Below are 22,724 nucleotides of genomic sequence, written 5' to 3'. Positions count from 1 at the left end.
CGTCGCCGTCTACGCCGTCGCCAAGGCTCGAAAACCCTTCGTGCCAAAGCTCGCCGACTGAAAAAAGCGCTTGCTCAGCGTGACGGTATCTCATGCCGCCCCCTCCAGCCGGATCACCCGGTCGAGTGCCGCCGCCAGGTCGGGATCGTGGGTCGCCACCACCAGCGTGCGGCCGGCGGTGGCCTCGATCAGGGCGGCGCGCACCCGGGCGGCGGTGTCGCCGTCCAGATGCGCGGTCGGCTCGTCGGCCAGCACGATATCGGCGGCGGGGTCGGCGATGGCGCGGGCGATCGCCAGCCGCACCGCCTCGCCGCCCGACAGCCCGAACCCGGCCTCGCCCACCTGGCGGGCGGGGTCGATGCCGGGCAGCAGCCGGGCGAGCGGCGGGCCGGCATCGAGATCGCGGCCGAAGCGGACATTCGCCGTCAGGCTGCCGGCGATCATATGCGGCCGATGGCCGATCCAGGCGATCCGCCGGCGCATATCCGCCCGGGTCGATGCGTCGAGCGGCCTGCCGCCGATGATGATCCGCCCGCCATCGGGCAGGGCCAGCCCCGCGATCAGCGCCAGCAGGGTGGATTTGCCCGAACCCGAAGGGCCGAACAGCGCCACCCGCTCGCCCGGCGCCACCTCAAGGCCGAAGCCCTGGGGGATGCCCCGGCCGCTCGCCGGATGGGTGAAGGACAGATCCCTGAGTGAGAGCGCAGGCGCTTGGGAAAGGTCGACCACCTCCGGTGCCTGGTCCGTAGCCGCCGGTGCCGCCCCAAGTGCGGTCAGCGCGTCATGCGCGGCCTCGCCCGCGGCACGATCGTGCCAGACCGCCGCCAGCTCGCGCAGCGGCTCGAAAAACGCCGGGGCGAGCAGCAGCACGAACAGGCCCTGGGCCAGCCCCATCCGCCCGCCCCAGGTGCCGAAATTCAGGTCGCCCAGCAGGTGAAAGCCGACATAGACCGCCACCATCGCCACCCCCAGCGCCGAGAACAGCTCCAGCACCGCCGAGGACAGAAAGGCGATGCGCAGCACCGCCATGGTCCGCCGTCGCACGCCTTCGGCAGACCCGCGCAGGCGCTCTGCGGTGATGTCCACGGCATCCAGCGCCCGGATGGTGGAAAGCCCGCGCAGCCGGTCCATCAGCACCGCGTTCATGGTGCCGAGTTCGGCCAGCTGTGCCTCGCTCGCCGCCTTGGCGCGGATGCCGACCAGGGCCATGAAAACCGGGATCAGCGGCGCCGCCACCAGCAGGATCAGCGCCGCCGCCCAGGACAGCGATCCCACAGCTATAAGAAGTACAAGCGGTACGGCAACAACCTTCAGCTGTACCGGCCGATAACGATGCAGCCAGGGCAGCACCGCCTCGGCCTGTTCCGCCACCACCGATGCCGCCGCCCCCGATGCCGCCCGCTCGGGGTCCAGCGGGTCGCGGGCGGCCAGCGCCGCCAGCGCCCCGCGGCGCAACCGCCCCACCTCCGCCCGCGCGGCCCGGAACACCATCCGCGCGCCCAGCGCCTCCAGCCCCGCCCGCAGCAGCCCCAGGGCCAGAACCGCCAGGGCGGCGGGCAGCACGGCCACCATCCCGGCATCATCCGCCAGCTGCCCCAGCGTGCGGGCGATGATCCAGGCCATCGGCAGCCAGACCAGAGCGGCCGCCAGCTGAACCAAACTGCCGGTGGTTGTGGCCTGCGGAAAACGTCTCGTCCGGTTTCGCATCTCGGCCTCGTGAAATCCTTGACCTCAAGGGCACCACAGATTGACGCGGCATGGAAGGGGGCATGGCTGCGACCCCATGCCCCGGCAGGCGGGCGGACCGCGCTGGGTGCGCGGGGCGGGGCGGATGGGCGGGGCGGGGCGGATGGGCAGGGCCGGGAGGGGCGTATCGTCGCAGGCCATAAATATGCATTTAAGAGTCATCTTTCAGCGCCGATACTCCTCCCCACGAACCCGCCTTGCCGAAGGGATGATCCCATGACCCGCCCCAATCCCGCCGCCGCCCCCGAAGAGGTGCCGGTGGCCGACATCGCCACCGGCGCGCTGATCGACCATATCCTTGTCTGCTATCACGAGGCCCACCGCCGCGACCTGCCAGAGCTGATCCTGCTGGCCGAGAAGGTGGCGCGGGTCCACGCCGGCAACCCGGCCCTGCCGCAGGGCCTCGCCGAACTGCTGCGCGAGACCGCGGGCCTTCTGGAAATGCACATGAAAAAAGAGGAACTGATCCTCTTCCCCGCCATGCGCCGCGCCCCCTCGGCCCTGGTCGCGCAACCCATACGTGTCATGCGCGAGGAACACGACGATCATGGCGAGCAGATCCGCCGCCTCGAAACCATGACCGACGGCTTCACCCCACCCCCCGGCGCCTGCCGCTCCTGGACCGCCCTCTATCGGGGCCTCGGCCATTTCGTCACCGAGCTGGAGGACCACATCCACCTGGAAAACAACGTCCTCTTCCCGCGCTTCGAAACGCCGGCCCACGCCTGACACCCCGCCCGCATCCCCCGCACCGGGCGTGCCCCCGCTTCTCACGGAAAGAAAATCCCGTCCTCCCGGCGAAAGGCCGGGATCCAGGTCGTTCAGCGTTTTCGTGCGACAGGAAAGGTGGATCCCCGCCTTCGCGGGGATGACGGGTGTAAATGTCGGACGAATATTGGTGGCGGAGAACATGACATGAGCGCTGCTCTCCCCGACATGAATACTGTCGGTATCATGCACAGACGCTGACATTCTGTACACAACACTCTCTACCGTCATCCCCGCGAAGGCGGGGATCCACCTTTCTTTCCGCATGAAGATTGTCGAAAACCCTGTCTATGCCAAAGACCGCAGGCGATGAACGGCCCGGATCTCCCAAAGACGCACCCCCCATCTCCATAGAGACCACCCCGGCTCCCAACCTGGCCGCGATGACGGTAGAGCGTTCGCGCAGAAATACGCAACGACACACCCCCCACAGAAACGCCGGGCGCCTCTACGGGATCTTCTCCCCACCGATACCGCCCAAGACCCTGCCCCGTCTCGCCCGCGAACCCCAAGCTCCCGTAAAAACCCCGGGAGGTTCGCGGAAAAAATTATCTGGCCTTTTCAATTGCTTAAATTTCACAAAATATTCTTGTTCATGCCTTGGCATGATCTCCGGAAGGGGTTCGCGCAGATCGCCTTTTTCCGGTCCCCGATTCAGGTTATTAAGAGGGGGTGGGTCGCACCCTTGCGGGTGCGTGGATTGAAACCATAACGTAGGTCTGCTACCCCAAAACCGCAAGAGTCGCACCCTTGCGGGTGCGTGGATTGAAACTGACCTGCGACGCCGACGGCGACGCGGTCGGCGGTCGCACCCTTGCGGGTGCGTGGATTGAAACCGCCGCCACCCGGCGCAGCTCGGCATCCGCCAGGTCGCACCCTTGCGGGTGCGTGGATTGAAACGCGACCAATCCAGGAGTTCGGTTTTTATCCGCTGGTCGCACCCTTGCGGGTGCGTGGATTGAAACCGGAGATCCCCGAGGTGCCGGGCAGCCCGGAGGCGTCGCACCCTTGCGGGTGCGTGGATTGAAACGACCGGCGGCATGATCGGGGGTGGCCTTGGCGGCGTCGCACCCTTGCGGGTGCGTGGATTGAAACCGCGGCCATCGCCGGCCCCGAAACCGCAAGAGGGTCGCACCCTTGCGGGTGCGTGGATTGAAACAGCACCGTCGCTGGTCAGCCCAGCGATGTACTTGGTCGCACCCTTGCGGGTGCGTGGATTGAAACGATGTTCACGGGCGGGCCATGTGGCTCGCCATCGTCGCACCCTTGCGGGTGCGTGGATTGAAACCGCCAGCAGCGCCGCCCGGGCATCCGCCGCCCGGTCGCACCCTTGCGGGTGCGTGGATTGAAACATCGGCCGTGTCGCCCACCAGGACGACATGATCCGTCGCACCCTTGCGGGTGCGTGGATTGAAACCCGGGTGCTGCCGTGCCCAGATCGGAAAGCTGGTGTCGCACCCTTGCGGGTGCGTGGATTGAAACCCCGATCACGCCCGCGGGCTGGCGATCAGCGCGACGTCGCACCCTTGCGGGTGCGTGGATTGAAACTTCGCCCGACAGCATCGCGGCGACCTCGACCCCGTCGCACCCTTGCGGGTGCGTGGATTGAAACCGTAGACTTCGACACCGGCCACCGTCAGCCGGTAGTCGCACCCTTGCGGGTGCGTGGATTGAAACCGCGCGGCTCGCTATACCCTCAAGTGGACTGAGCGTCGCACCCTTGCGGGTGCGTGGATTGAAACTGCATGGCACCTCCGGCGCCGATGCGCCGGCCGAGTCGCACCCTTGCGGGTGCGTGGATTGAAACTGTGAACCGATAGAGTAATCCATTGCCCGCATCCGTCGCACCCTTGCGGGTGCGTGGATTGAAACGCCGGCGCCGGCGCCGGCAGCGGCTCAGTCGCACCCTTGCGGGTGCGTGGATTGAAACTGGTCGCCACCTGGCAGGCGATCGGCGGCAAGCGTCGCACCCTTGCGGGTGCGTGGATTGAAACTCCTGTTCGGTCTTGACCTGCTCGGCGCGGGCCTTGTCGCACCCTTGCGGGTGCGTGGATTGAAACAGGCCCTACGAAATCCGCACGACCCGGCGCGGAGAGTCGCACCCTTGCGGGTGCGTGGATTGAAACAAGCCGGGCGTTTGCTGCTGCGGCTCGGGTCGGTGTCGCACCCTTGCGGGTGCGTGGATTGAAACCCGGAACGCTACGATGCTGCCGGCTGCCGGCGACGTCGCACCCTTGCGGGTGCGTGGATTGAAACCTTGAGTCCACGAACATCGACATCAGTTCCAGTGGTCGCACCCTTGCGGGTGCGTGGATTGAAACGACGGCGCTTGCCGATCGTGTCCCGAGAATTGGTGTAACAGCGCAGTCGCCGTTTGATCTCCGGCAGGGTTGTCCGGGATAGTCAGGCTGCCGCGACGGGCGGCAGGCTGGTCAGCGGATCATCGCCCAAGGGGGCGACGGATTCCAGGGTCATATAGCGGGATCGCTGGACGGCCCATTCGTCGTTCTGCTCCAGCAGGATGGCGCCGATCAGTCGGGTGATGGCGGCCTCGTTGGGGAAGATGCCGACGACCTCGGTGCGGCGCTTGATTTCGCCGTTGAGGCGCTCGATGGGATTGGTCGAGTGCAGCTTGGCGCGATGCGCGGCGGGGAAGTCCATGTATGCCAGGACGTCGGTTTCGGCGTCGTCCATCACGTCCGCCAGTTTCCGGGCTCTGGGGCGCAGTTGGTCGGCCACCTGGCGCCATTGCGCACGGGCGGCCCGGGCGGTGTCCTGGGCGAAGGCGGTGCCGATGAAGGCCGAGACGACGCGGCGGCCCTGTTTGCCTGCATGGGCCAGCACGTTGCGCATGAAATGGACGCGGCAGCGCTGCCAGGTGGCGTTCAGCACCTTGGCGATGGCCGCTTTCAACCCTTCGTGGGCGTCGGAGACCACCAGCTTGACGCCGCGCAGGCCCCGCCGCGCCAGCTTGCGCAGGAAGTCGGTCCAGAAGGTCTCAGCCTCGCTGGGGCCGATGGCCATGCCCAGGACTTCGCGTCGCCCGGCGGTGTTGGCACCGACCGCAATGATCACCGCCACGCTGACGATGCGGCCGTCCTGACGCACCTTGACGTAGGTGGCGTCGAGCCAGACATAGGGCCAGTCGCCCTCCAGCGGGCGGTCGAGGAAGGTGGCGATCTTGCCGTCGATTTCGGCACNCAGGCGGCTGACCTGGCTTTTGGAGATACCGGTCATGCCCATGGCCTTGACCAGATCGTCGACCGACCGTGTCGAGATGCCCTGGACATAGGCCTCCTGGATGACGGCGGTCAGCGCCTTTTCCGCCATCCGGCGGGGCTCCAGGAAGCACGGCAGATAGCTGCCTTTGCGCAGGCGTGGGATGCGCAACGCCACCGTCCCCGCCCGGGTCTCCCAGTCGCGCTCGCGGTAGCCGTTGCGGTGGACAAGGCGCTGATCGGGCTTGCGCTCACCATGCCCGGCGCCGGTCAGCGTCGCCACCTCCAACTCCATTAGCCGCTCGGCGGCAAAACCGATCATCTCGCGCAGCAGATCGGCATCTGCGCTCTTTTCCAGCAGGCCACGAAGGCTCATCATTTCATCGGTCATCGTCTTGATCCTTGGTTCGGTTGGGGGTTGCAACCAAACCCTACCGAAGATCGACGATGACCACCCCGATTTCGGGGGCGCCTGGGGATGATGCCTCCGGGCGCTCTGCGCCCTGCGACATCATCCCCAGGCAAACGCTGTTACACCATTCGGCGGGACGTGACCCAGATCTGTCGTGGCCCAGGAGGTTAAATGCCGGGTGCCCCATCGCGGATAAAGTCATATGACATCAGCCGGGCCCACTACTCGCTCCGACAAACTTGCGGTCAATTTCCTCTCGGCTGTTGCTCTTGCGGCGATCGCTTGATGTGATTGTGCCCGGAATCCAGCATCGCATTGCCCGCTTTTGAACTCATAGATCCCACCTGAACCACATGCCGGATGAAGTAAAGTTACTTGAAAGGAGGAAAGAATTCTGATGTAGAATATAGCGCACAACATCAGACCCACCTAGCATTTAGAAACCGAACCTTGCTTCTTCCGTGGCCTTCGGACATTGATGACAATGGCAAACCCGGGCGTTCATACGGCATCAATCGACATGAGGGATCCTTCAAAGTGCCAGTAACAGGCCTTTCCAAGCAGAGAAAAGGACAGCTCGGCGTCAATGCGGTCGAGCGGATTGTTCTTCAGGATTGGAAGAGCCGATGGCAGCCGCTGGATGCCGTCAACGATGATGGTGTTGACGGTTTGATTTTCATCGAACGCGGTGGAGTTCCCACAGGACAGATAATCCACGTCCAAATAAAATGCCATTCTGTGCAACCGCGCGACGGTAAGTTCGCTTTGAGCGTCGGAAAAGATAAACTAACCCGGAACGCCGCTCGCTGGCGTCGCGTGGTGGGCGCAGCAATACTAATAAAAGTCGATCCCGAATCTCTCTCCGCGCACTGGACCGATGTCCGGGACGGGCGCTCAGTCCTCGGCTCTCAGGTGTTCGTTCCGGTCGAGAATGTCTTCGACGCATCAGCGAAAAATCGCATTTCAGACTTATGCGGCACACTTCATGGTGATCTCCTCTTACCTCAGGTAAGAACACAGGCTAGCGATTTCAGATATTTATGGTCAAGTGCCGCACCAATCGTTGCAGCGCGTCAAGAATATGTCCGACTAAACTCCCTATCACTCCACTTTGCAGACTCTAGCGCTACAATACGCTTTACAAGAGAAGGTTGGCGTCACATGAACCGGCGCCGACGTGAGCGCCTCGCCAAAAGTCAATCCTGGAGCCTTATTGGAGCCATCCCTCACATAATCGGCAACGTCTCCGAACGGTCGCTCATGGTGGTCAGACCGTCACGAAACTGTCTCCCGGTGTTGGTGGCCGCCACGGTTACTGTTCTGTTTCCTCACCGACAGTCAGCCATTGTCCGAGCCGTTTTCCGCCGACGAGGCGAACCGGGCAATTGGAACTACAGCTTCCACACACTTTACGAGCCACGCCGGAAGCGAAATTTGATGGGAGTGTGAGACGGGCCGTACTCCGCCCAAAAAACCACAGGAAAACCGGGGCCGCTTAGCCTGAGTTGCAGGCCGAGGGCGGCTCTAGATACGCCCCGTCTCTCTACTATATATATGGATCGAGTTTGCTAAAGGCAACATAGTCCGCTATGGCTGAGCTGAATTGGGCCAGTAAGATGCCCTGCTCGCAGGAGCCAAACGTCCCGTTATCTTAGTTATAAGTTTATCATCAAATTTCTACCAGCTCTAGTGGCGCAAGCGCTCCACCGACCTCGCTGGCGACATAACAAGCTGCCCTCTCCATCTTCCGATGGCTCCGGGCCGGGCCGTCACCACTCATCCCTGGCCTGCCCCTCTGCCAATCGCATGCCCTCTGTCCGGTATTCATACTGCTGCGCCAAGGCAATCGCGGCAAAAATCGTGATCGCGGTCATACGGGAATGGCTGCATCCGTTCGACACGCCGTCCCCCCGCCTGTACGCCTCGACCACCGAGACGATTCCTGGATCCGTGCCTAAATGGCAGGCCCGCTGCGGCTGAAGCCGCCTCCCACTCTCCACACTCATCCGTCCGCAAATCTCAATCAGATTCAGATCCGGCCCCCCACATAAACCAGCCAGGTCGGCCCGGTCGTGCCGGTGCGCATTACCAGCCCCTCAAGGGTCGTGCCGTTCGACACCACGCCCCACCCCCCGCAGGATCCCGCAGATCCACGCAGGACCGGCTTCACCCGCACGGCATCAGGGGCGGATCTCCCCGCCCCCCTGCCCGCTCAGCTGAAGATGCCGCCATCGATACTGCCATCGGAGCGGGCCGCGGTCTGCGCCGTCTCCAGCATGTCCAGCTTCGGGCTGCGCCAGGCCGGCCGCGCGGTCGAGGGCTGCGCCGCCCGCATCGGATGAACCATGGCATCAAGAGTCGTCGTCTCTGCAAGGATCTTCATCATTGTGCATCTTTCAGATTGCAGGAGGTCCGAATACGCTTCGTCGCGATAATCTCGGGAAGGTTGTGGCCGATTCCTAGTCCGTTATACGCCTGGTGGTCCAAGGACTTTCCCGATCCGCGCGAATATGTCTCCATGATTGAATTTTATCTTCGGTTATTCGGCAAAACCGACAATCAGGCCGCACCACCCGGCCCCAGCCGCGCCCTTCCCCGCAGCCACTGAACGCAAGACGCGCCGCCCCCGGGCCCGATAGGCTGGGGGTCGGGCGGTTGCCGGCTGCATCCCCCAATGCTCTCCTCCCGAGGCCGGCGACCGCCCCCGCAGGACCAGACCAGACACGACCATTCCATCCGCACGGCAGAGGTGCCCGGCCCATGACGCAGATAACGTCCTCCATCTCGACCGGAGCCGAGAGCTTCCAGGCGAACCGCCGGGACATGACGGCGCTGATCGATCGGGTCCGGGCGCTGGAGGCGCGGACGCGGGCGGCATCTGCCCGGTCGAAGCCGCGGTTCGAAAAGCGCCATCAGCTGCTGCCCCGCGAACGCGTCGCCCTGCTGCTGGATCCGGGCACGCCCTTCGTCGAGCTGTCGACCTTGGCCGGCTATCTGATGGACAACACCGACCCCGAGAAGAGCATTCCGGGCGGCGGCGTCATCGCCGGCATCGGCTTCGTGTCGGGCGTGCGGGTGATGGTGTCGGCGTCGGACAGCGGCATCGATGCCGGGGCGCTGCAGCCCATGGGCCTGGCCAAGCAGCTGCGCGCCCAGGAACTGGCGCTGGAGAACAAGCTGCCCTATGTCCAGCTGGTGGAAAGCGCCGGCGCCAATCTGATGAACTACCGCGTGGAAGATTTCGTCCATGGCGGCAGCATGTTCCGCAACCTCGCCCGGTTGTCGGCCGCGGGCCTGCCGGTGGTGACCGTCACCCATGGCTCGTCGACGGCCGGCGGCGCCTATCAGACCGGGCTGTCGGACTATATCGTCATGGTCCGCGACCGCACCCGCGCCTTCCTGGCCGGCCCGCCGCTGCTGAAGGCCGCAACCGGCGAGATCGCGACCGAAGAGGAGCTGGGCGGTGCGGTGATGCACACCAGCATCTCAGGCCTCGGCGACTATCTGGCCGAGGACGACCGCCATGCCATCGCCATCGCCCGCGACATCGTGGCCGGGCTGGACTGGGATGCCGGCCTGGTGCGCACCGCGCCGGAACAGGCGCCGCAGCCGCCCCGGCTCGACCCCGAAGAGCTGCTGGGGCTGATGCCGGTCGATCACAAGCGGCCGGTGGATATGAAGCAGGTCATCGCCCGGATCGTCGACGACAGCGATTTCCTGGAATTCGGCGAGCGCTACGGCCCGGCCACGGTCTGCGGCCATGCCCGGATCGAGGGTTTCGCGGTCGGCATCATCACCAATAACGGCCCGATCGACCCGGCCGGCGCCAACAAGGCGACGCATTTCATCCAGGCCTGCTGCCAGTCGGAAACCCCGATCATCTACCTGAACAACACCACCGGCTATATGGTCGGCCGCGCCTATGAAGAGGCGGGGATGATCAAGCACGGCTCCAAGATGATCCAGGCGGTGACCAGCGCCACGGTGCCGCAGATCACCATCTATTGCGGCGCATCCTTCGGTGCCGGCAATTACGGCATGTGCGGCCGCGGCTTCCACCCGCGCTTCTGCTTCTCGTGGCCCAATGCCAGGACCGCGGTGATGGGTGGCGAGCAGGCCGCCCAGACCATGGCGATCGTCACGGCGGCCGCCGCGAAGCGCAAGGGCGTGGAGCCGGATCAGGCCCAGCTGGATGCCCTTCAGAAGCGGATCATCGACATCTTCGACGGCCAGATGAGCGTCTTCGCCACCAGTTCCCGCCTGCTGGACGATGGCGTGATCGACCCGCGCGACACCCGCGCGGTGCTGGCCGAGGTGCTGGCGATCTGCCGCGAGGCCGAGGCCCGCCAGCCCCGCCGGATGCAGTTCTCGGTCGCCAGGCCGTGACCGGAGGGCCGCCCTCTGCCTGATCCGGGCAGAGACGCGCCGCCCGCCCCACCCCTTCCCCGTCTTCCGTCAGAGTGTCAGGGTCATGGCCGAACCTACCCCCTTCTCCACCATCCTCATCGCCAATCGCGGCGAGATCGCCCGCCGGGTGATCCGCACCGCCCGCCGCCTGGGCTATCGCACGGTCGCGGTCTATTCCGATGCCGATGCCGGCGCCGCCCATGTCCGCGAGGCCGACCGGGCCGTGCGCATCGGCGAAGCCGCACCCGCCGCCTCGTATCTCAGGATCGATGCGATCATCGCCGCCGCCAAAGCCGCCGGCGCCGATGCCATCCATCCGGGCTATGGCTTCCTGGCCGAGAATGCCGGGTTCGCCGGCGCCTGCGCCGAGGCCGGGATCGTGTTCATCGGCCCCTCGCCCGCCGCCATCATCGCCATGGGCGACAAGGCCGGCGCCAAGCGGGTGATGGAAGCGGCCGGCGTGCCCTGCGTGCCCGGCTATCAGGGCGAGGACCAGGACGAGGCCCGGCTTGCCGCCGAGGCCGGCCGGATCGGCTTTCCGGTGATGATCAAGGCGACCGCCGGCGGCGGCGGCCGCGGCATGCGGCTGGTCGAGCGTGAGGCCGACTTCCCCGCAGCGCTCAAGAGCGCACGATCGGAAGCGCAGAGCGCCTTCGGCAACCCGGATGTGATCGTCGAAAAGGCGATCCTGTCGCCGCGCCATGTCGAAATCCAGGTCATCGCCGACCGTCATGGCAATGTGCTGCATCTGGGCGAGCGCGACTGCTCGGTTCAGCGTCGCCACCAGAAGGTGATCGAAGAGGCGCCCTCGCCCGCGGTCGATGAAGATCTGCGGGCGCGGATGGGCGAGACCGCCGTCCAGGCCGCCCGCGCGATCGGTTACGAGGGCGCCGGCACGCTGGAATTCCTGCTCGACGCCCAGGGCCGCTATTACTTCATGGAGATGAACACCCGGCTGCAGGGGGAGCATCCCGTCACCGAGGCGGTCACCGGGCTCGACCTGGTCGAGCTGCAGCTGATCGCCGCAGCCGGACAGCCGCTGCCGATCACCCAGGCTCAGGTCCAGGTGCGGGGCCATGCGATCGAGGTCCGGCTTTGTGCCGAGGATCCGGCGAAGGGCTTCATGCCCCAGAGCGGCCGCTTCCGCGCCTGGGCGCCGACCGCGGCGCTGCGGGTCGATCATGCGCTGGGCGGCGACCCGGAAATCTCGCCCTATTACGATTCCATGATCGCCAAGGTCATCGCCCATGGCGCCAGCCGCGCCGATGCCTGCCGCAAGCTGATCCACGGGTTGGAAGACACGGTGGCGCTGGGCATCGCCACCAATCAGGGCTTCCTGGCGGCCTGTCTGGCCCATCCGGTCTTCGCGGCCGGCCAGGCGACCACCGCCTTCATCGGCGCCCATGGCGACGAACTGCTGGCCCGCAATGCCTTGGCCGACCGCCGCGCCGCCGCGGTCGCGGCCCTGCTGCTCCACGGCATCGCCACCGATGGCCGCGGCGTCGCCGGGCGCAGCCTGGCCCATACCCTGCCGGTGCCGGTGCTGCTGGCCATCGACGGCACCGCGACGACCGTCTCCATCGCCCGGTCCGGCCCCGGAAGCTTCACGGCCGAGGTCGATGGCGCGACGGTGGCGCTGGCACCGATCGAGCTTGTACCCGAAGCCGATGGTATCGCCGGCGCGCTGGTGGTCACCATCGACGGCACCACCACCCGGCTGCGCTTCGCCCGCGACGGCCATGTGCTGCATCTGCATCTGGACGGCCGGCCGGTCCGCATCGACGACCGGTCTTTCGAACCCGCCCATCGGGCCGGCGAGGCCGCCGGTGACGGCCGGATCCGGGCGGCGATGAACGGCCGCGTGGTCGCGGTTCTGGCCGCCATCGGCGACGAGGTCGAGCCCGGCCGGCCGCTGGTGACGCTGGAGGCGATGAAGATGGAGCATGTCCACAAGGCCGACCTCGCCGGCCGGATCACCGCCATCACCGTCGGCGACGGCGATCAGGTCGGCGCGGGCCAGGTGCTGGTCGAGATCGAAGCCCCGGCTGCCGCAGGCTGAACCAACCCGGCTGCCGCAGGCTGAACCAACCCGGCCGCCGCAGGCTGAACCAACCCGGCTGCGGCAGGCTGAACCCACGGAGACGCCCCCCATGAACCTCCTGCGCTCCCCCTATCTCTCGCCCGAGCATCTGGAGTGGCAGGACACGCTCCGCCGCTGGGTGGCGCGCGAGATCACCCCCTTCGTCAATGACTGGGACGAGGCGGGCGAATTCCCCCGCGACCTCTACCGCAGGGCGGCGGAGATCGGGCTGCTCGGCCTCGGCTATCCGGAAGAGTATGGCGGCATCCCGGCCGACCGGTTCATGAGCATGATCGCCGGCCGGGAACTGGCGCGCTGCGGGGCGGGCGGCGTGCCGGCCAGCCTGCTCAGCCACACCATCGGCGCGCCGCCGATTTTGAAGGCCGGCTCCGACGAGTTGAAGGCCCGGGTGCTGCCGGGCATTCTGGCGGGCGAGAAGATCTCGGCGCTGGCGATCACCGAACCCAATGGCGGCTCCGATGTCGCCAGTATCCGCACGAAGGCGCGGCGCGAGGGCGACCATTATGTGGTCAGCGGCGAGAAGACCTTCATCACCTCGGGCATGCGCGCCGATTATTACACGGTCGCGGTGCGCACCGGCGGGCCCGGCCGCGACGGCATCAGCCTGATGGTGATCGAGGCGGCAAGCCCCGGCTTCGCCCGCACGCCGCTCAAGAAGATGGGCTGGTGGGCATCGGACACCGCGACGCTGCATTTCGACGAGGTGCGGGTGCCGGTCGCCAATCTGATCGGCGAGGAAGGCTCGGCCTTCCGGACCATCATGCTGAACTTCAACGACGAGCGGATCGCGCTCGCCACCACGGCCTGCGCCTTCGCCCGGGTCTGCGTGGAAGAGGCGGCCGCCTATGCCCGCGAGCGCATCACCTTCGGCAAGCCCTTGTCCGCCCATCAGGTCATCCGCCACAAGCTGGTCGACATGGCCCAGCGTGTGGAGGTGACCGAGGCCTTCATCGAAAGACTGGTCTGGGCGCTGGAAGCCGGCGACAATCCGGTTGCCCAGATCTGCATGGCCAAGAACCAGGCCACGCAGACCATGGCGTATTGTGCCTCGGAAGCCGTGCAGATCTTCGGCGGCGCCGGCTATATGCGCGGGGCGGCGGTGGAACGGATCTACCGCGAAGTGAAGGTGAATGCCATCGGCGGCGGCGCCGAGGAAATCATGAAGGATCTGGCGAGCCGGCAGATGGGGCTCTAGGCCCCGCTGCCCCCTACGCCGGACGGACAGCACCCGGGAGGATCAGACGCCTTGCTGACGCTTTATCACTGCCACGACGCCCGTTCCTTCCGCCCGCTCTGGACGCTGGAGGAGCTGACGGTGGAGACCGGCGGCCCGGCCTACGAGCTGAAGATGCTGCCCTTCCCGCCCCGGGTGTTCCAGAAGAGCTATCTGGAGATCAACCCGCTCGGCACCATCCCGGCCCTGTTCGACGAGGGCAAGCGGATGACCGAATCGGCGGCGATCTGCCAGTATCTCGTCACCCGCTATGGCCCGACCAGCCTGGCGGTGGCGCCGGACGAGGCCGATTACGGCCCCTTCCTCAACTTCCTGCATTTCGGCGAGGCGACGCTGACCTTCCCGCAGACCCTGGTGCTGCGCTATCGCTTCTTCGAACCCGACGAGCGCAAGCTGCCCCAGGCCGCCGACGACTACGCCAAATGGTTCCTGGCCCGGCTGCGGCTGATCGAGCAGATGACCGGCGAACAGGACTGGCTCTGCGCCGGCCGCTTCACCGCGGCCGACATCTCGGTCGGCTATGCCATCCTGCTCGCCCATTCGGTGGGGCTGGCGGGCGAACTCGGCCCCAATGTCCGCGCCTATTGGGAGCGGCTGTCGGGGCGCGAAGGCTTTAAGCGCGCCAAGGCGGTGCAGCTGAAGGCGGCGGAAGAGCAGGGCGTGCCGGTGCCGAAGATCGGGGTGTCCGGGTAACAGACCGCCCGGTATCGCCAGGGGTTTACCCGGCCACCGCCGATGCCTTTGATCGGACGCGACGGCATGTCAGGGATGGTGCCGGCGGATGGATTGGTGAGCCAGTCATCCGCCAGGCCACATCTTCGATATGCACGCAGGGCCGGGAGACCCGCCATGGCAGACGCCATCCATGCACACGCGCCGGCAGCGCAACAGACGGACATTCTTGAACGACTGGCCCGGCTGCTGGCCGCCGCCGGCCGTGACGCCGCGCTTCATCACCGGCTGTGCCAGACCCCGACGGCCGTGCTGGCCGAGGCCGGCCTGGCTGTGGCCGACGGCGTTCAGGTGACCGTGCGTATCACGGATCCCGCCGATGCCGCGGCGATTGCCGAGGTGACCACCCCGGACCATCTGGTCCTGCCCGTCCCGCCGCTCGCCGGCCAGGATGCGCTGAGCGATGCCGATCTGGACCATGTGTCGGGCGGCAACCGGTTCTACGATCAGGTGCAGACCTTCGGCCCCTCGTTCACGACCGGCATCCCGGGCATATTCGGCCTGCGTTGACCGCGCGGACCATAAGCCGGAATGAGACGGACGGCCGGGTTTCAGAGACGCGGCGAAAAACCCGGCCGGGCCGTCCCTGCGCCCTTGCGACGATGACCCCACGCCAGCGGAAGAGTGTTCCATGACCGACGCCATTGCCACCATCGACACCGATGCCCTGCATCGCCTGGCCCGGCTGCTGAACGATGCCGCCCGCACCCCCGCCCTGCATCAGCGCCTGCTGGCCGATCCGCGCGCGGCCCTGGCCGAAGCCGGCCTGCCGGTCGATGATGCCGTCGAGGTGACGGCAGAGATCACCCCGCCTGCCGAAGCGGCCGCCGTCGCGGCGCGCAGCACGCCCGACCGGCTGATCCTGCCGGTGCCGCCGCTCGCCTCGGGCACCGAACTCAGCGATGACGAGCTGGAGGGGGTGGCCGGCGGCGGCGGCGCGCTGATCACGATCTTCAACGCCCTGATCGGGGTCTTCCGCAAGGCCTTCGCCTAGTTTCCCGCACATCGGAGGCAACGACCTGATCCCGGCCATCGGGTCGATCACCGGATCGGGCATCGGCAGGCCCGTGGGCAGCCGATGACGGAATGAGACGGACGGCCGGGTTTCAGAGACGGCGCGAAAAGTCGGGCCCGGCCGCCCGCGCTATACTGGGGGCATCAGCCTGCGCGCGCGGACGCAGGACAGCGAAAGACCGATGCCATGCCCGACACCCCCGCCCTCGCCCCGACCGATCCGCTGCACCGCCTGGCCCGGCTGCTGAACGATGCCGCCCACAACCCCGCCCTGCATCAGCGCCTGCTGGCCGATCCGCGCGCCGCACTCACCGCGGCCGGCATCGCCGTCGACGACGATGTCCGGGTGACGGCCGAAATCCCCCCGCCGGCCCAGGCTGCGGCCGTGGTGGCGCGCACCACCCCCACCTGGCTGATCCTGCCGGTGCCGCCGCTGGCCGGCGATACGGCGCTCAACGACAGTGATCTGGACCGGGTTGCCGGTGGCGGCTGGTTCAACGATTTGATCTCGGCCATCGGGTCGGTCGCCGGATCGGCCGTCGGCAAGCTGATGAACGGCCGTTGACCCGATGAGACAGACGGCCGGGTTTTAGAGACGGAGCGAAAAGTCCCGCCGGACCGCCCCCGGTATACTGCGGTGATGACTGCACGCCAGCGGAAGCTTGTTCCATGACCGACGCCACTGCCGCGACCGACACCGATGTCCTGCACCACCTGGCCCGGCTGCTGAACGATGCCGCCCATAACCCGGCCCTGCATCAGCGCCTGCTGACCGATCCGCGCGCGGCCCTGGCCGAAGCCGGCCTGCCGGTGGGCGATGCCGTCGAGGTGACGGCAGAGATCACCCCGCCCGCCCGGGCCGCGGCGGTGGCGGGCCGCACCACCCCCGACCATCTGGTCCTGCCGGTGCCGCCGCTGGTCGACGGCCGCGAGCTGAGCGATGCCGATCTGGACGGCGTCTCCGGTGGCGGCGCGCTCGCCAATTTCTTCGGCAGCCTGTTCGGGGCCGCACGGGCGGCCTTCAACCAGATTTTTTACCGGAAGGTCGACATAACCGGGGCGGTCGCCCAGCACAATGCCGATGCGCAGGCCGCCCGGGGCGGGAGCTGACGCGCGCCTCACTGTTATTCTTGTTGCCTCGACATGCATGCAGGCCGGGAGATCCCTCATGGCAGACACCCTTCACCCCACCGTGCCGGACGCCCTTCAGGCCGAGATCCTGGGGCAGCTGGCCGGGCTGCTTGAAGCCGCCGGCCGCGATCCCGATCTGCATGGCCGGCTGCGCGCCGACCCGCGGGCGGTCCTGGCCGAGGCCGGCCTGCCGGTCGCCGAGGGGGTAGAGGTCACGACCGAGGTGACCTCCCCCGCCGGTTTTGCCGCCGTGCTTGCCCGTACCACGCCGTCATGCCTGGTGCTGCCCCTGCCGCCGCTGTCGGATGGCGAGTTGAGCGATGCGGATCTGGAGGCCGTGGCCGGCAGCGGCGCGGGCGGCCGGTTCATGGCCCATCTGATGGCCATGGGCGCCGGCGTGCTGTTCGCCATCGGGCTGTTCACGGGCCATTCCGTCAAGGGCGCGGCGGCCAAGACGATCAACGACATCTCCGCCGTCTACAACTCCTAGCGGCGCCCCCTCTCCGGCCCCCCTCCCCGGGCCCATCCTGTCCGACACGACACCCGGAGCCCCCTGATGGCCACCCCGCATCACGCCCCCGTACCGGCCGCGCCGCAGGCTGCGACGCTTGAAGATCTGGCCCGGCTGCTGGCCGCAGCCAGCCACGATGCAGCATGTCATCACCGGCTCCTGGCCGACCCGAAGGCCGAGCTGACCCGCGCCGGTTTCATCCTGGCCGAGGGCGTGCAGGTCAGCGCCGAAATCACCGCCCCCGCAGAGGCCGCCGCCGTCGCGGCGCGCAGCACCGCCGACCATCTGGTCCTGCCGGTGCCGCCGCTTGCCGGCACGGATAGCTTGAACGATGCCGATCTGGAGGGGGTGGCCGGCGGGGTCGGCCTCTTCGGGTCCCTGCTCTCCACCCTGATGCCGGTGATGGGGTCGGTTGTCGGCAAGTTGTTCGGAAGCCGCTGACAGGGCGCGCAGCCTTGCGCGCACGCCCTTGCACTGACGGAAGGTATGACGGACAATCGGGCAAATTGAAACGAACGTCTGATTGACGAGGAAACGCCCCGATGTCCGCCTCCCGCCCCGCTGCCGTCACGCCGCCGGACTTCACCACCCTGACCGTCACGCTGGAGAATGCCGTCGCCCGGGTGACGCTGAACCGGCCGGACAAGGCCAATGCCATGAATGCGCCGATGTGGGTGGAGCTGAAGGCGGCGATGGAATGGCTGGACGAGACTCCGCAAGCGCGCGTCGGCATCATCACCGGCGCCGGGCGCTTCTTCACCGCCGGCATCGATCTGGCCATGCTGGGCGCGATGAAGGACGAGGTGGCCGACGGCTGCGACGGAAGGCGGGGTGAAAAGCTCCGCCGCCAGATCCTGGACATCCAGGACACCGTCACCTCGGTCGAACGCTGCCGCAAGCCGGTGATCGCGGCCGTCAACGGCCCCTGCGTCGGCGGCGGCATCGACCTGATCACCGCCTGCGACATGCGCTATGCCGCCGACGACGCCTGGTTCTCGGTGAAAGAGGTCGATATGGGCCTGGCGGCGGATGTCGGCACCCTGCAGCGCCTGCCCAAGATCGTGGGCGAAGGCATGGCGCGAGAACTGGCCTATACCGCCCGCAAGGTGACCGCGGCCGAAGCCGAGGCCATGCAGCTGATCAACCGCCGCTTCCCCACCGTCGACGCACTGAACGACGGCGTACTGGCGATCGCGGCCGGGATCGCCGCCAAATCCCCGCTCGCCATCCGCGGCACCAAGGAGATGATCACCTATGTCCGCGACCATTCGGTCGCCGACGGGCTGAACTACATCGCCACCTGGAACGCCGCCATGCTGCTGTCGGACGACCTGACCGAAGCGATGACCGCTTTCTTCGAAAAGCGACCGGCCAGCTTCCGCGACTGACCCGCGTCCGGCGGCGCGACCCGGGGCCTGGTACCTCTCCCATCGCACGGGCAGCGGCCCTGTCCGGCGCGCTGCCCGCCCTGCAACCGGAGATGAGCGCCAGACCACGACCCGGATACGGTCGGCGTCATGCACAGCCGCCGATGTTCTCCGCACAACACGCACAACCATCGTCGGTTCATGTCAGGCGCCGGCCCCGCCAGGTTCGCCCCACACCCCACCACCGTCATCCCCGCGAAGGCGGGGATCCAGGTTGGTTTCCGCGAGAATGAACGGGGGGCCAGGGGCGTGGGCAGTCATGTCGGCCATCACCGGTGGACCCGAGGGCGGGCGGCGTTCTTTATGGGGGGACGAACCTGGATCCCCGCCTTCGCGGGGATGACGGTATAGGGGGTGTGCAGAGGTCGGCAAAGGGAGGGCCGGACAGGGGCGTTGCATGCCGTGGCATGTTGCGGTCAGACGGGCCCATGATGCCGCTCCGCACTGCTCGTGTCCGGCGCTGTCGCTGCCGGGTTCGCCGACCCCTACCGCCGTCGTCCGCCCATGTCAGGCGCTGCCCCCACCATGTTCGCCCCACCCTCACATCCGTTCATGTCAGGCACCGCCCTCGCCAGGTTCGCCCCACACCCCACCACCGTCATCCCCGCCTCCGCGGGGATGACGGGATTTTCTGTCTGTAAGAAGTGGGTGGGCCCGGCTGTGCATCAGGCAGCGGTCGGGCGTCTCCGTGCCGGGGTTTTTACGGGTGCCTGGGGTTCGCGGGCCGGGCCGGTCACACCCCCGGCAGCGGCACGTAGATCGTCACCAGGTCCAGCCCGCCGGTGGCGCTGAATTGCAGGTGCAGGATGTCCGCGCCCAGATCATAGGAGATCCAGCGCGGCACGGTGCGGCGCAGCGTGCGGCTGAAGGTGCCGCCGCCCTGGTTGCGGATCTCGCCGAGCGCGGCGCGGATCGGTGCCTCTTCGGCGCCGAAGGTGAGACCGGCCGGCAGGCTGCCCGCGAAACCGGCCGAATTCTCATAGCCGGGGCTGTAGAAATGGACGGCCTCGACATGCAGGGTCTCGCCCTCTTCGCCGGTCACCCAGGGGGCGGTCTTGAACATGACCGCCACCCCGTGGCGCTGCAGGCGGATGAAGCCGGTCCAGTCCACCCGCTCCAGCCCGTCGGGGGCGACTTGTATCAGCGCCTGCACCGCCGGGTCGTCGACCGGGCGGCGCAGCAGGCGGCGAAAGGTTTCGGCGTCGGAGGACATCGGCAGACGGGACCCGCAGGGTGCAGGGGCACGGAACCGGCCTTGCGGCCGGTTCCGGCATTATGCACCGGATCGCCGCCGGATCAGAAGCGGAGCGTCGCCGAGGCGTAAAGCGTCCGGCCCGGCCCCGGCTGGTTCACCAGCCCCAGCGGGTCGACGTAATAGCGGTCGGTCAGGTTCATCACCGACAGGCTGGTGGTCAGGTTCTCGTTGATCTCGATATCCGCGAACAGGTCGACCAGGGTATAGGGCTTCCAGTTCACCTGGGAAATGAACTGCGACGCGCCCTGGGCCGTGACGTCGCCATGGCCGATGGCGCGGGGCCCGATATGCGAGACGCGGCCGCCCAGAGTCAGCATGTCGTCGAACAGCAGCTGCGACAGCGTCAGGTCGGCCGAATATTCCGGCGGCACATGGTTGGTGGCATAGTCGCCATAGAGCGACTTGTCGATGCAGCCGTCGGCCGTGCGGCAGAATTCGACGTTCAGATAATAGTTTGCGGAAAACTCCGCCGTGAATCCGGCCTGGCGATAGCGGCCGGAGATTTCGAGGCCTTCGAACTTCGCCCGGTCCAGATTGTAGATATGCATGCTCCAGTAATTCTGTTCGGTGTTGTGATACCACTCGCGCGCGATGTAATCCTGAACATCCCAGTTGAAATAGCTGAGCTTGACCATGGCGTCGTCGGCCGGGTCGAGCACGCCGCGCACACGCTGGTTGACGCCCAGCTCCCAGTTCCGCGACCGTTCCGGCGTGACGTCGGGGTTGACGCCCATGGTGAAGGCCGATGCGGTCTCGATCAGGCTGGGCGCCCGCATCACATTGGAATAATTGACATAGAGCTGTGTGCCGTCGAAGGGCTCCACCGTCACGCCCAGCGACGGGCTGAAGCCGCCATCGCTGAAGCGCGTGTCATAGTCATAGCCGCGTTCGAGATAGGGGTCGTTGCGATCCTGGGTCCGGAAGTGCATGTAGCGCAGGCCGCCATTCACCGTCAGCCAGTCGGTGGCCTCCCACGCGACCTTGACGAATCCGGCCGCCTCCTCGCGTTTCGCATCGCGATAGTCGAGCCAGGTTTCGGCCTCGCGGGTGCCGTCGCTCGGCCCGGTATCCTCGCCGCGATAGGACAGGCCATAGGTGAAGGTGGTGTCGCCGAAGCCGGTCGCCACCCGGCTGACATTGGTGATCTCCGCCCCCCACATATCGGTGTCCGAGCCGGCGCGGAAATCGCCCGGCTTCGGCAACTGCCAGCCGGTGCGGAGCGGGTTGCGCAGCTCCAGATGCGACCAGTAGAGATTGGCCTTCAGGTCGATCAGCGGTTCGCCCTCGGGCTTCCAGCGATAATTGAAGGTGCCGGTATCCAGCCAGGTGCCGGCGGTCTGGCCCAGCTGGACGGCCTGCGAAGTCTCGCCGGTCAGCCGCGAGGCGATGCGGTCGCCGGCCTCGCTGCGGAATTTGGTATAGCCCAGCTGCACGGCGTGGCCGTCGCCGAAGCGCAGCCCCGCCTTGCCCAGCCACGAGGTGGTCTCAAGCTCGGTGTTCAGTACCTCTTCACCGGCGCGGTAATTGGCGATGCCGCCATTCTGGTAGCGGGCATCGACCTGGGTGCAACTGCCCCAGCTGGTGCAGTATTCGCCCGGCCCCAGATTGGTGACGGTCGCCGCCGGGCCATGGCTGCCGGCATGATAATTGCCCTGTTTGCGATAGGCATAGGCCGCAAGCAGGTCGATATCGGCATCGCGATAGGCGGCAACCGCGCTGCCCGAGCCGCTGGTCGGCTCCGCCCAGCCGGGCCGGTCGAGCCCGGTGGGGCTGGCGGTGGGTGCCGCCGGGGAATTCGACGGCCAGGCATAGCCCGCCGCATCGCCGGCCTTGGGCGACGAGGTGTTGGTGCCGAACCCACCCTTCAGCCGGACGCCGAAATCCTCGCCCTCCTGCACGATGTCCCGGGCCGAGAGCGTGCGCATCGCCACCGTGCCTGCCGTACCGAAAGACGAAACGTCCGAGCCCTTGGTGATGTCCACCTCGGCCAGCAGGTCGGGATCGACGAAGGTGCGGTTCGACGCGCCCTGATAGCCCTGATAGACGGTCACCAGATTCTCGGCCCCGTCGATCGTGGTCGCCACCCGGCCCATGCCCTGCATGCCCCGGATGTTGACGTCGACCGATCCGGCGCCGTTGCGCGCCTCGCCCGACATCACCCCGGCCACGCCCCGGAAGATGTCCGCCGGGCTGCTGCCGCGGAAGCGCTGGATGGTTTCGCCCGAAATATGCGCCACCGGCGCCGCCGTCTCATAGGGTTTGTCGGTTGCAGGTATGGCGCTTGTTACCACCAGCGGCTGCAACTGTCGGGCATCCCCGGTCTCCGGTGCCGGCTGGATGATCACCGCCTCGCCGCTGAACCGCCAGGTGAGACCGGTGCCGGCCAGCAGCCGGACGAGGGCGGCATCATCCGCATAGCTGCCGGTGACGCCGCCGGTGGTGCGGCCGCGCAGCAGCTCGCCATCGGCCACCACCTGCCGGCCGCTGGTTTCTGAGAAGCGCACCAGCGCCGCCGCCAGCGGCTGGGCTGCGATCGCATAGTCGCGCACCGCCGACACCTGCGCGGCGGCCGGTGCCGGCGCCAGTGGCAGCATCGCCCCGGTCACGAGGAACACCAGCGTCGCGGCTCCCCATCTTCTCATCATGTGATCCGGCATTCCCGGCCGTCCTTCCCTGTCGGTCATGTCCCACGATCGGCCGCCCGCCGGCGGCCCTCATGATCCAGACACCCGAGGCGTGGAAGGTTATGATCCGGCCGATAGATTTTT

The 22,724-nt window shown here is 67.1% G+C and carries 18 protein-coding genes and 1 CRISPR repeat array; of the genes, 13 read left to right on the top strand and 5 right to left on the bottom strand.

From position 1 onward, the window contains the following. Nucleotides 1-90: 90 nt before the first annotated feature. Nucleotides 91-1,707: a thiol reductant ABC exporter subunit CydD gene (gene cydD / locus CMO28_RS02345; RefSeq protein ID WP_296708976.1), complete on the bottom strand. Its 1,617-nt coding sequence runs from the start codon at nt 1,705-1,707 to the stop codon at nt 91-93. A 255-nt stretch (nt 1,708-1,962) separates the two neighbouring features. Here cydD and CMO28_RS02340 point away from each other — a divergent pair, with 255 nt between their 5' ends. Continuing rightward, on the top strand, nt 1,963-2,475 hold the full coding sequence (locus CMO28_RS02340) for a hemerythrin domain-containing protein (RefSeq protein WP_296708973.1): 513 nt from the start codon (nt 1,963-1,965) through the stop codon (nt 2,473-2,475). Nucleotides 2,476-3,190: 715 nt separating this feature from the next. Further along, a CRISPR array of direct repeats spans nt 3,191-4,835; the repeat unit is 31 nt; unit sequence GTCGCACCCTTGCGGGTGCGTGGATTGAAAC. An 82-nt stretch (nt 4,836-4,917) separates the two neighbouring features. On the opposite strand, the gene CMO28_RS02335 is transcribed toward CMO28_RS02340, so the two are convergent. Continuing rightward, nucleotides 4,918-6,123: an IS256 family transposase gene (locus CMO28_RS02335; protein ID WP_296708971.1), complete on the bottom strand. Its 1,206-nt coding sequence runs from the start codon at nt 6,121-6,123 to the stop codon at nt 4,918-4,920. Nucleotides 6,124-6,681: 558 nt separating this feature from the next. Here CMO28_RS02335 and CMO28_RS29855 point away from each other — a divergent pair. Then, entirely contained in the window at nt 6,682-7,593 is a 912-nt protein-coding gene (locus CMO28_RS29855) for a DUF4365 domain-containing protein (protein WP_416370955.1), read from the top strand. 763 nt (nt 7,594-8,356) lie between these two features. Here CMO28_RS29855 and CMO28_RS02325 read toward each other — a convergent pair. Further along, nucleotides 8,357-8,530 (bottom strand): hypothetical protein, encoded by a 174-nt coding sequence (locus tag CMO28_RS02325; protein WP_296708966.1) that lies wholly within the window; start codon nt 8,528-8,530, stop codon nt 8,357-8,359. Nucleotides 8,531-8,904: 374 nt separating this feature from the next. On the opposite strand from CMO28_RS02325, the gene CMO28_RS02320 reads away from it, so the two are divergent. The 11 genes from CMO28_RS02320 (at nt 8,905) to CMO28_RS02270 (ending at nt 18,662) form a co-directional block, all read left to right on the top strand. Next, entirely contained in the window at nt 8,905-10,530 is a 1,626-nt protein-coding gene (locus CMO28_RS02320) for an acyl-CoA carboxylase subunit beta (protein ID WP_296708963.1), read from the top strand. Between the two features lie 85 nt (nt 10,531-10,615). Then, nucleotides 10,616-12,610 carry a biotin carboxylase N-terminal domain-containing protein gene (locus CMO28_RS02315; RefSeq protein ID WP_296708961.1) on the top strand — a complete coding sequence of 665 codons (1,995 nt, stop codon included), beginning with the start codon at nt 10,616-10,618 and terminating at the stop codon, nt 12,608-12,610. A gap of 91 nt (nt 12,611-12,701) precedes the next feature. Further along, a complete protein-coding gene (locus tag CMO28_RS02310) occupies nt 12,702-13,847 on the top strand; it encodes an acyl-CoA dehydrogenase family protein (RefSeq protein WP_296708957.1) in 1,146 nt (381 codons plus the stop codon). A 51-nt stretch (nt 13,848-13,898) separates the two neighbouring features. Next, complete coding sequence (locus tag CMO28_RS02305) at nt 13,899-14,579, top strand: glutathione S-transferase family protein (protein ID WP_296708955.1); 681 nt, start codon at nt 13,899-13,901, stop codon at nt 14,577-14,579. 156 nt (nt 14,580-14,735) lie between these two features. Further along, nucleotides 14,736-15,128 (top strand): hypothetical protein, encoded by a 393-nt coding sequence (locus tag CMO28_RS02300; protein WP_296708951.1) that lies wholly within the window; start codon nt 14,736-14,738, stop codon nt 15,126-15,128. A gap of 121 nt (nt 15,129-15,249) precedes the next feature. Further along, nucleotides 15,250-15,612 (top strand): hypothetical protein, encoded by a 363-nt coding sequence (locus CMO28_RS02295; protein WP_296708948.1) that lies wholly within the window; start codon nt 15,250-15,252, stop codon nt 15,610-15,612. A gap of 207 nt (nt 15,613-15,819) precedes the next feature. Then, on the top strand, nt 15,820-16,197 hold the full coding sequence (locus CMO28_RS02290; RefSeq protein WP_296708947.1) for a hypothetical protein: 378 nt from the start codon (nt 15,820-15,822) through the stop codon (nt 16,195-16,197). 104 nt (nt 16,198-16,301) lie between these two features. Beyond that, the gene (locus tag CMO28_RS02285; RefSeq protein ID WP_296708944.1) at nt 16,302-16,742 is read left to right on the top strand and encodes a hypothetical protein; all 441 of its coding nucleotides are present in this window, start codon (nt 16,302-16,304) and stop codon (nt 16,740-16,742) included. A gap of 58 nt (nt 16,743-16,800) precedes the next feature. Then, complete coding sequence (locus CMO28_RS02280; protein ID WP_296708939.1) at nt 16,801-17,253, top strand: hypothetical protein; 453 nt, start codon at nt 16,801-16,803, stop codon at nt 17,251-17,253. Nucleotides 17,254-17,319: 66 nt separating this feature from the next. Continuing rightward, entirely contained in the window at nt 17,320-17,715 is a 396-nt protein-coding gene (locus CMO28_RS02275; RefSeq protein WP_296708937.1) for a hypothetical protein, read from the top strand. A gap of 101 nt (nt 17,716-17,816) precedes the next feature. Then, complete coding sequence (locus CMO28_RS02270) at nt 17,817-18,662, top strand: crotonase/enoyl-CoA hydratase family protein (RefSeq protein ID WP_296708933.1); 846 nt, start codon at nt 17,817-17,819, stop codon at nt 18,660-18,662. A gap of 772 nt (nt 18,663-19,434) precedes the next feature. Here the strand turns inward: CMO28_RS02270 and CMO28_RS02265 are convergent. Both CMO28_RS02265 and CMO28_RS02260 read right to left on the bottom strand, forming a co-directional pair. Beyond that, nucleotides 19,435-19,914 (bottom strand): hypothetical protein, encoded by a 480-nt coding sequence (locus CMO28_RS02265; protein WP_296708931.1) that lies wholly within the window; start codon nt 19,912-19,914, stop codon nt 19,435-19,437. Between the two features lie 83 nt (nt 19,915-19,997). Then, nucleotides 19,998-22,571: a TonB-dependent receptor gene (locus tag CMO28_RS02260; RefSeq protein ID WP_296708928.1), complete on the bottom strand. Its 2,574-nt coding sequence runs from the start codon at nt 22,569-22,571 to the stop codon at nt 19,998-20,000. Nucleotides 22,572-22,724: the final 153 nt, after the last annotated feature.

Origin of the sequence: Tistrella sp., from assembly GCF_002684955.1 — a bacterium.
Lineage (GTDB): Bacteria > Pseudomonadota > Alphaproteobacteria > Tistrellales > Tistrellaceae > Tistrella > Tistrella mobilis.
This window is presented reverse-complemented; position numbering and strand designations above follow the sequence as displayed.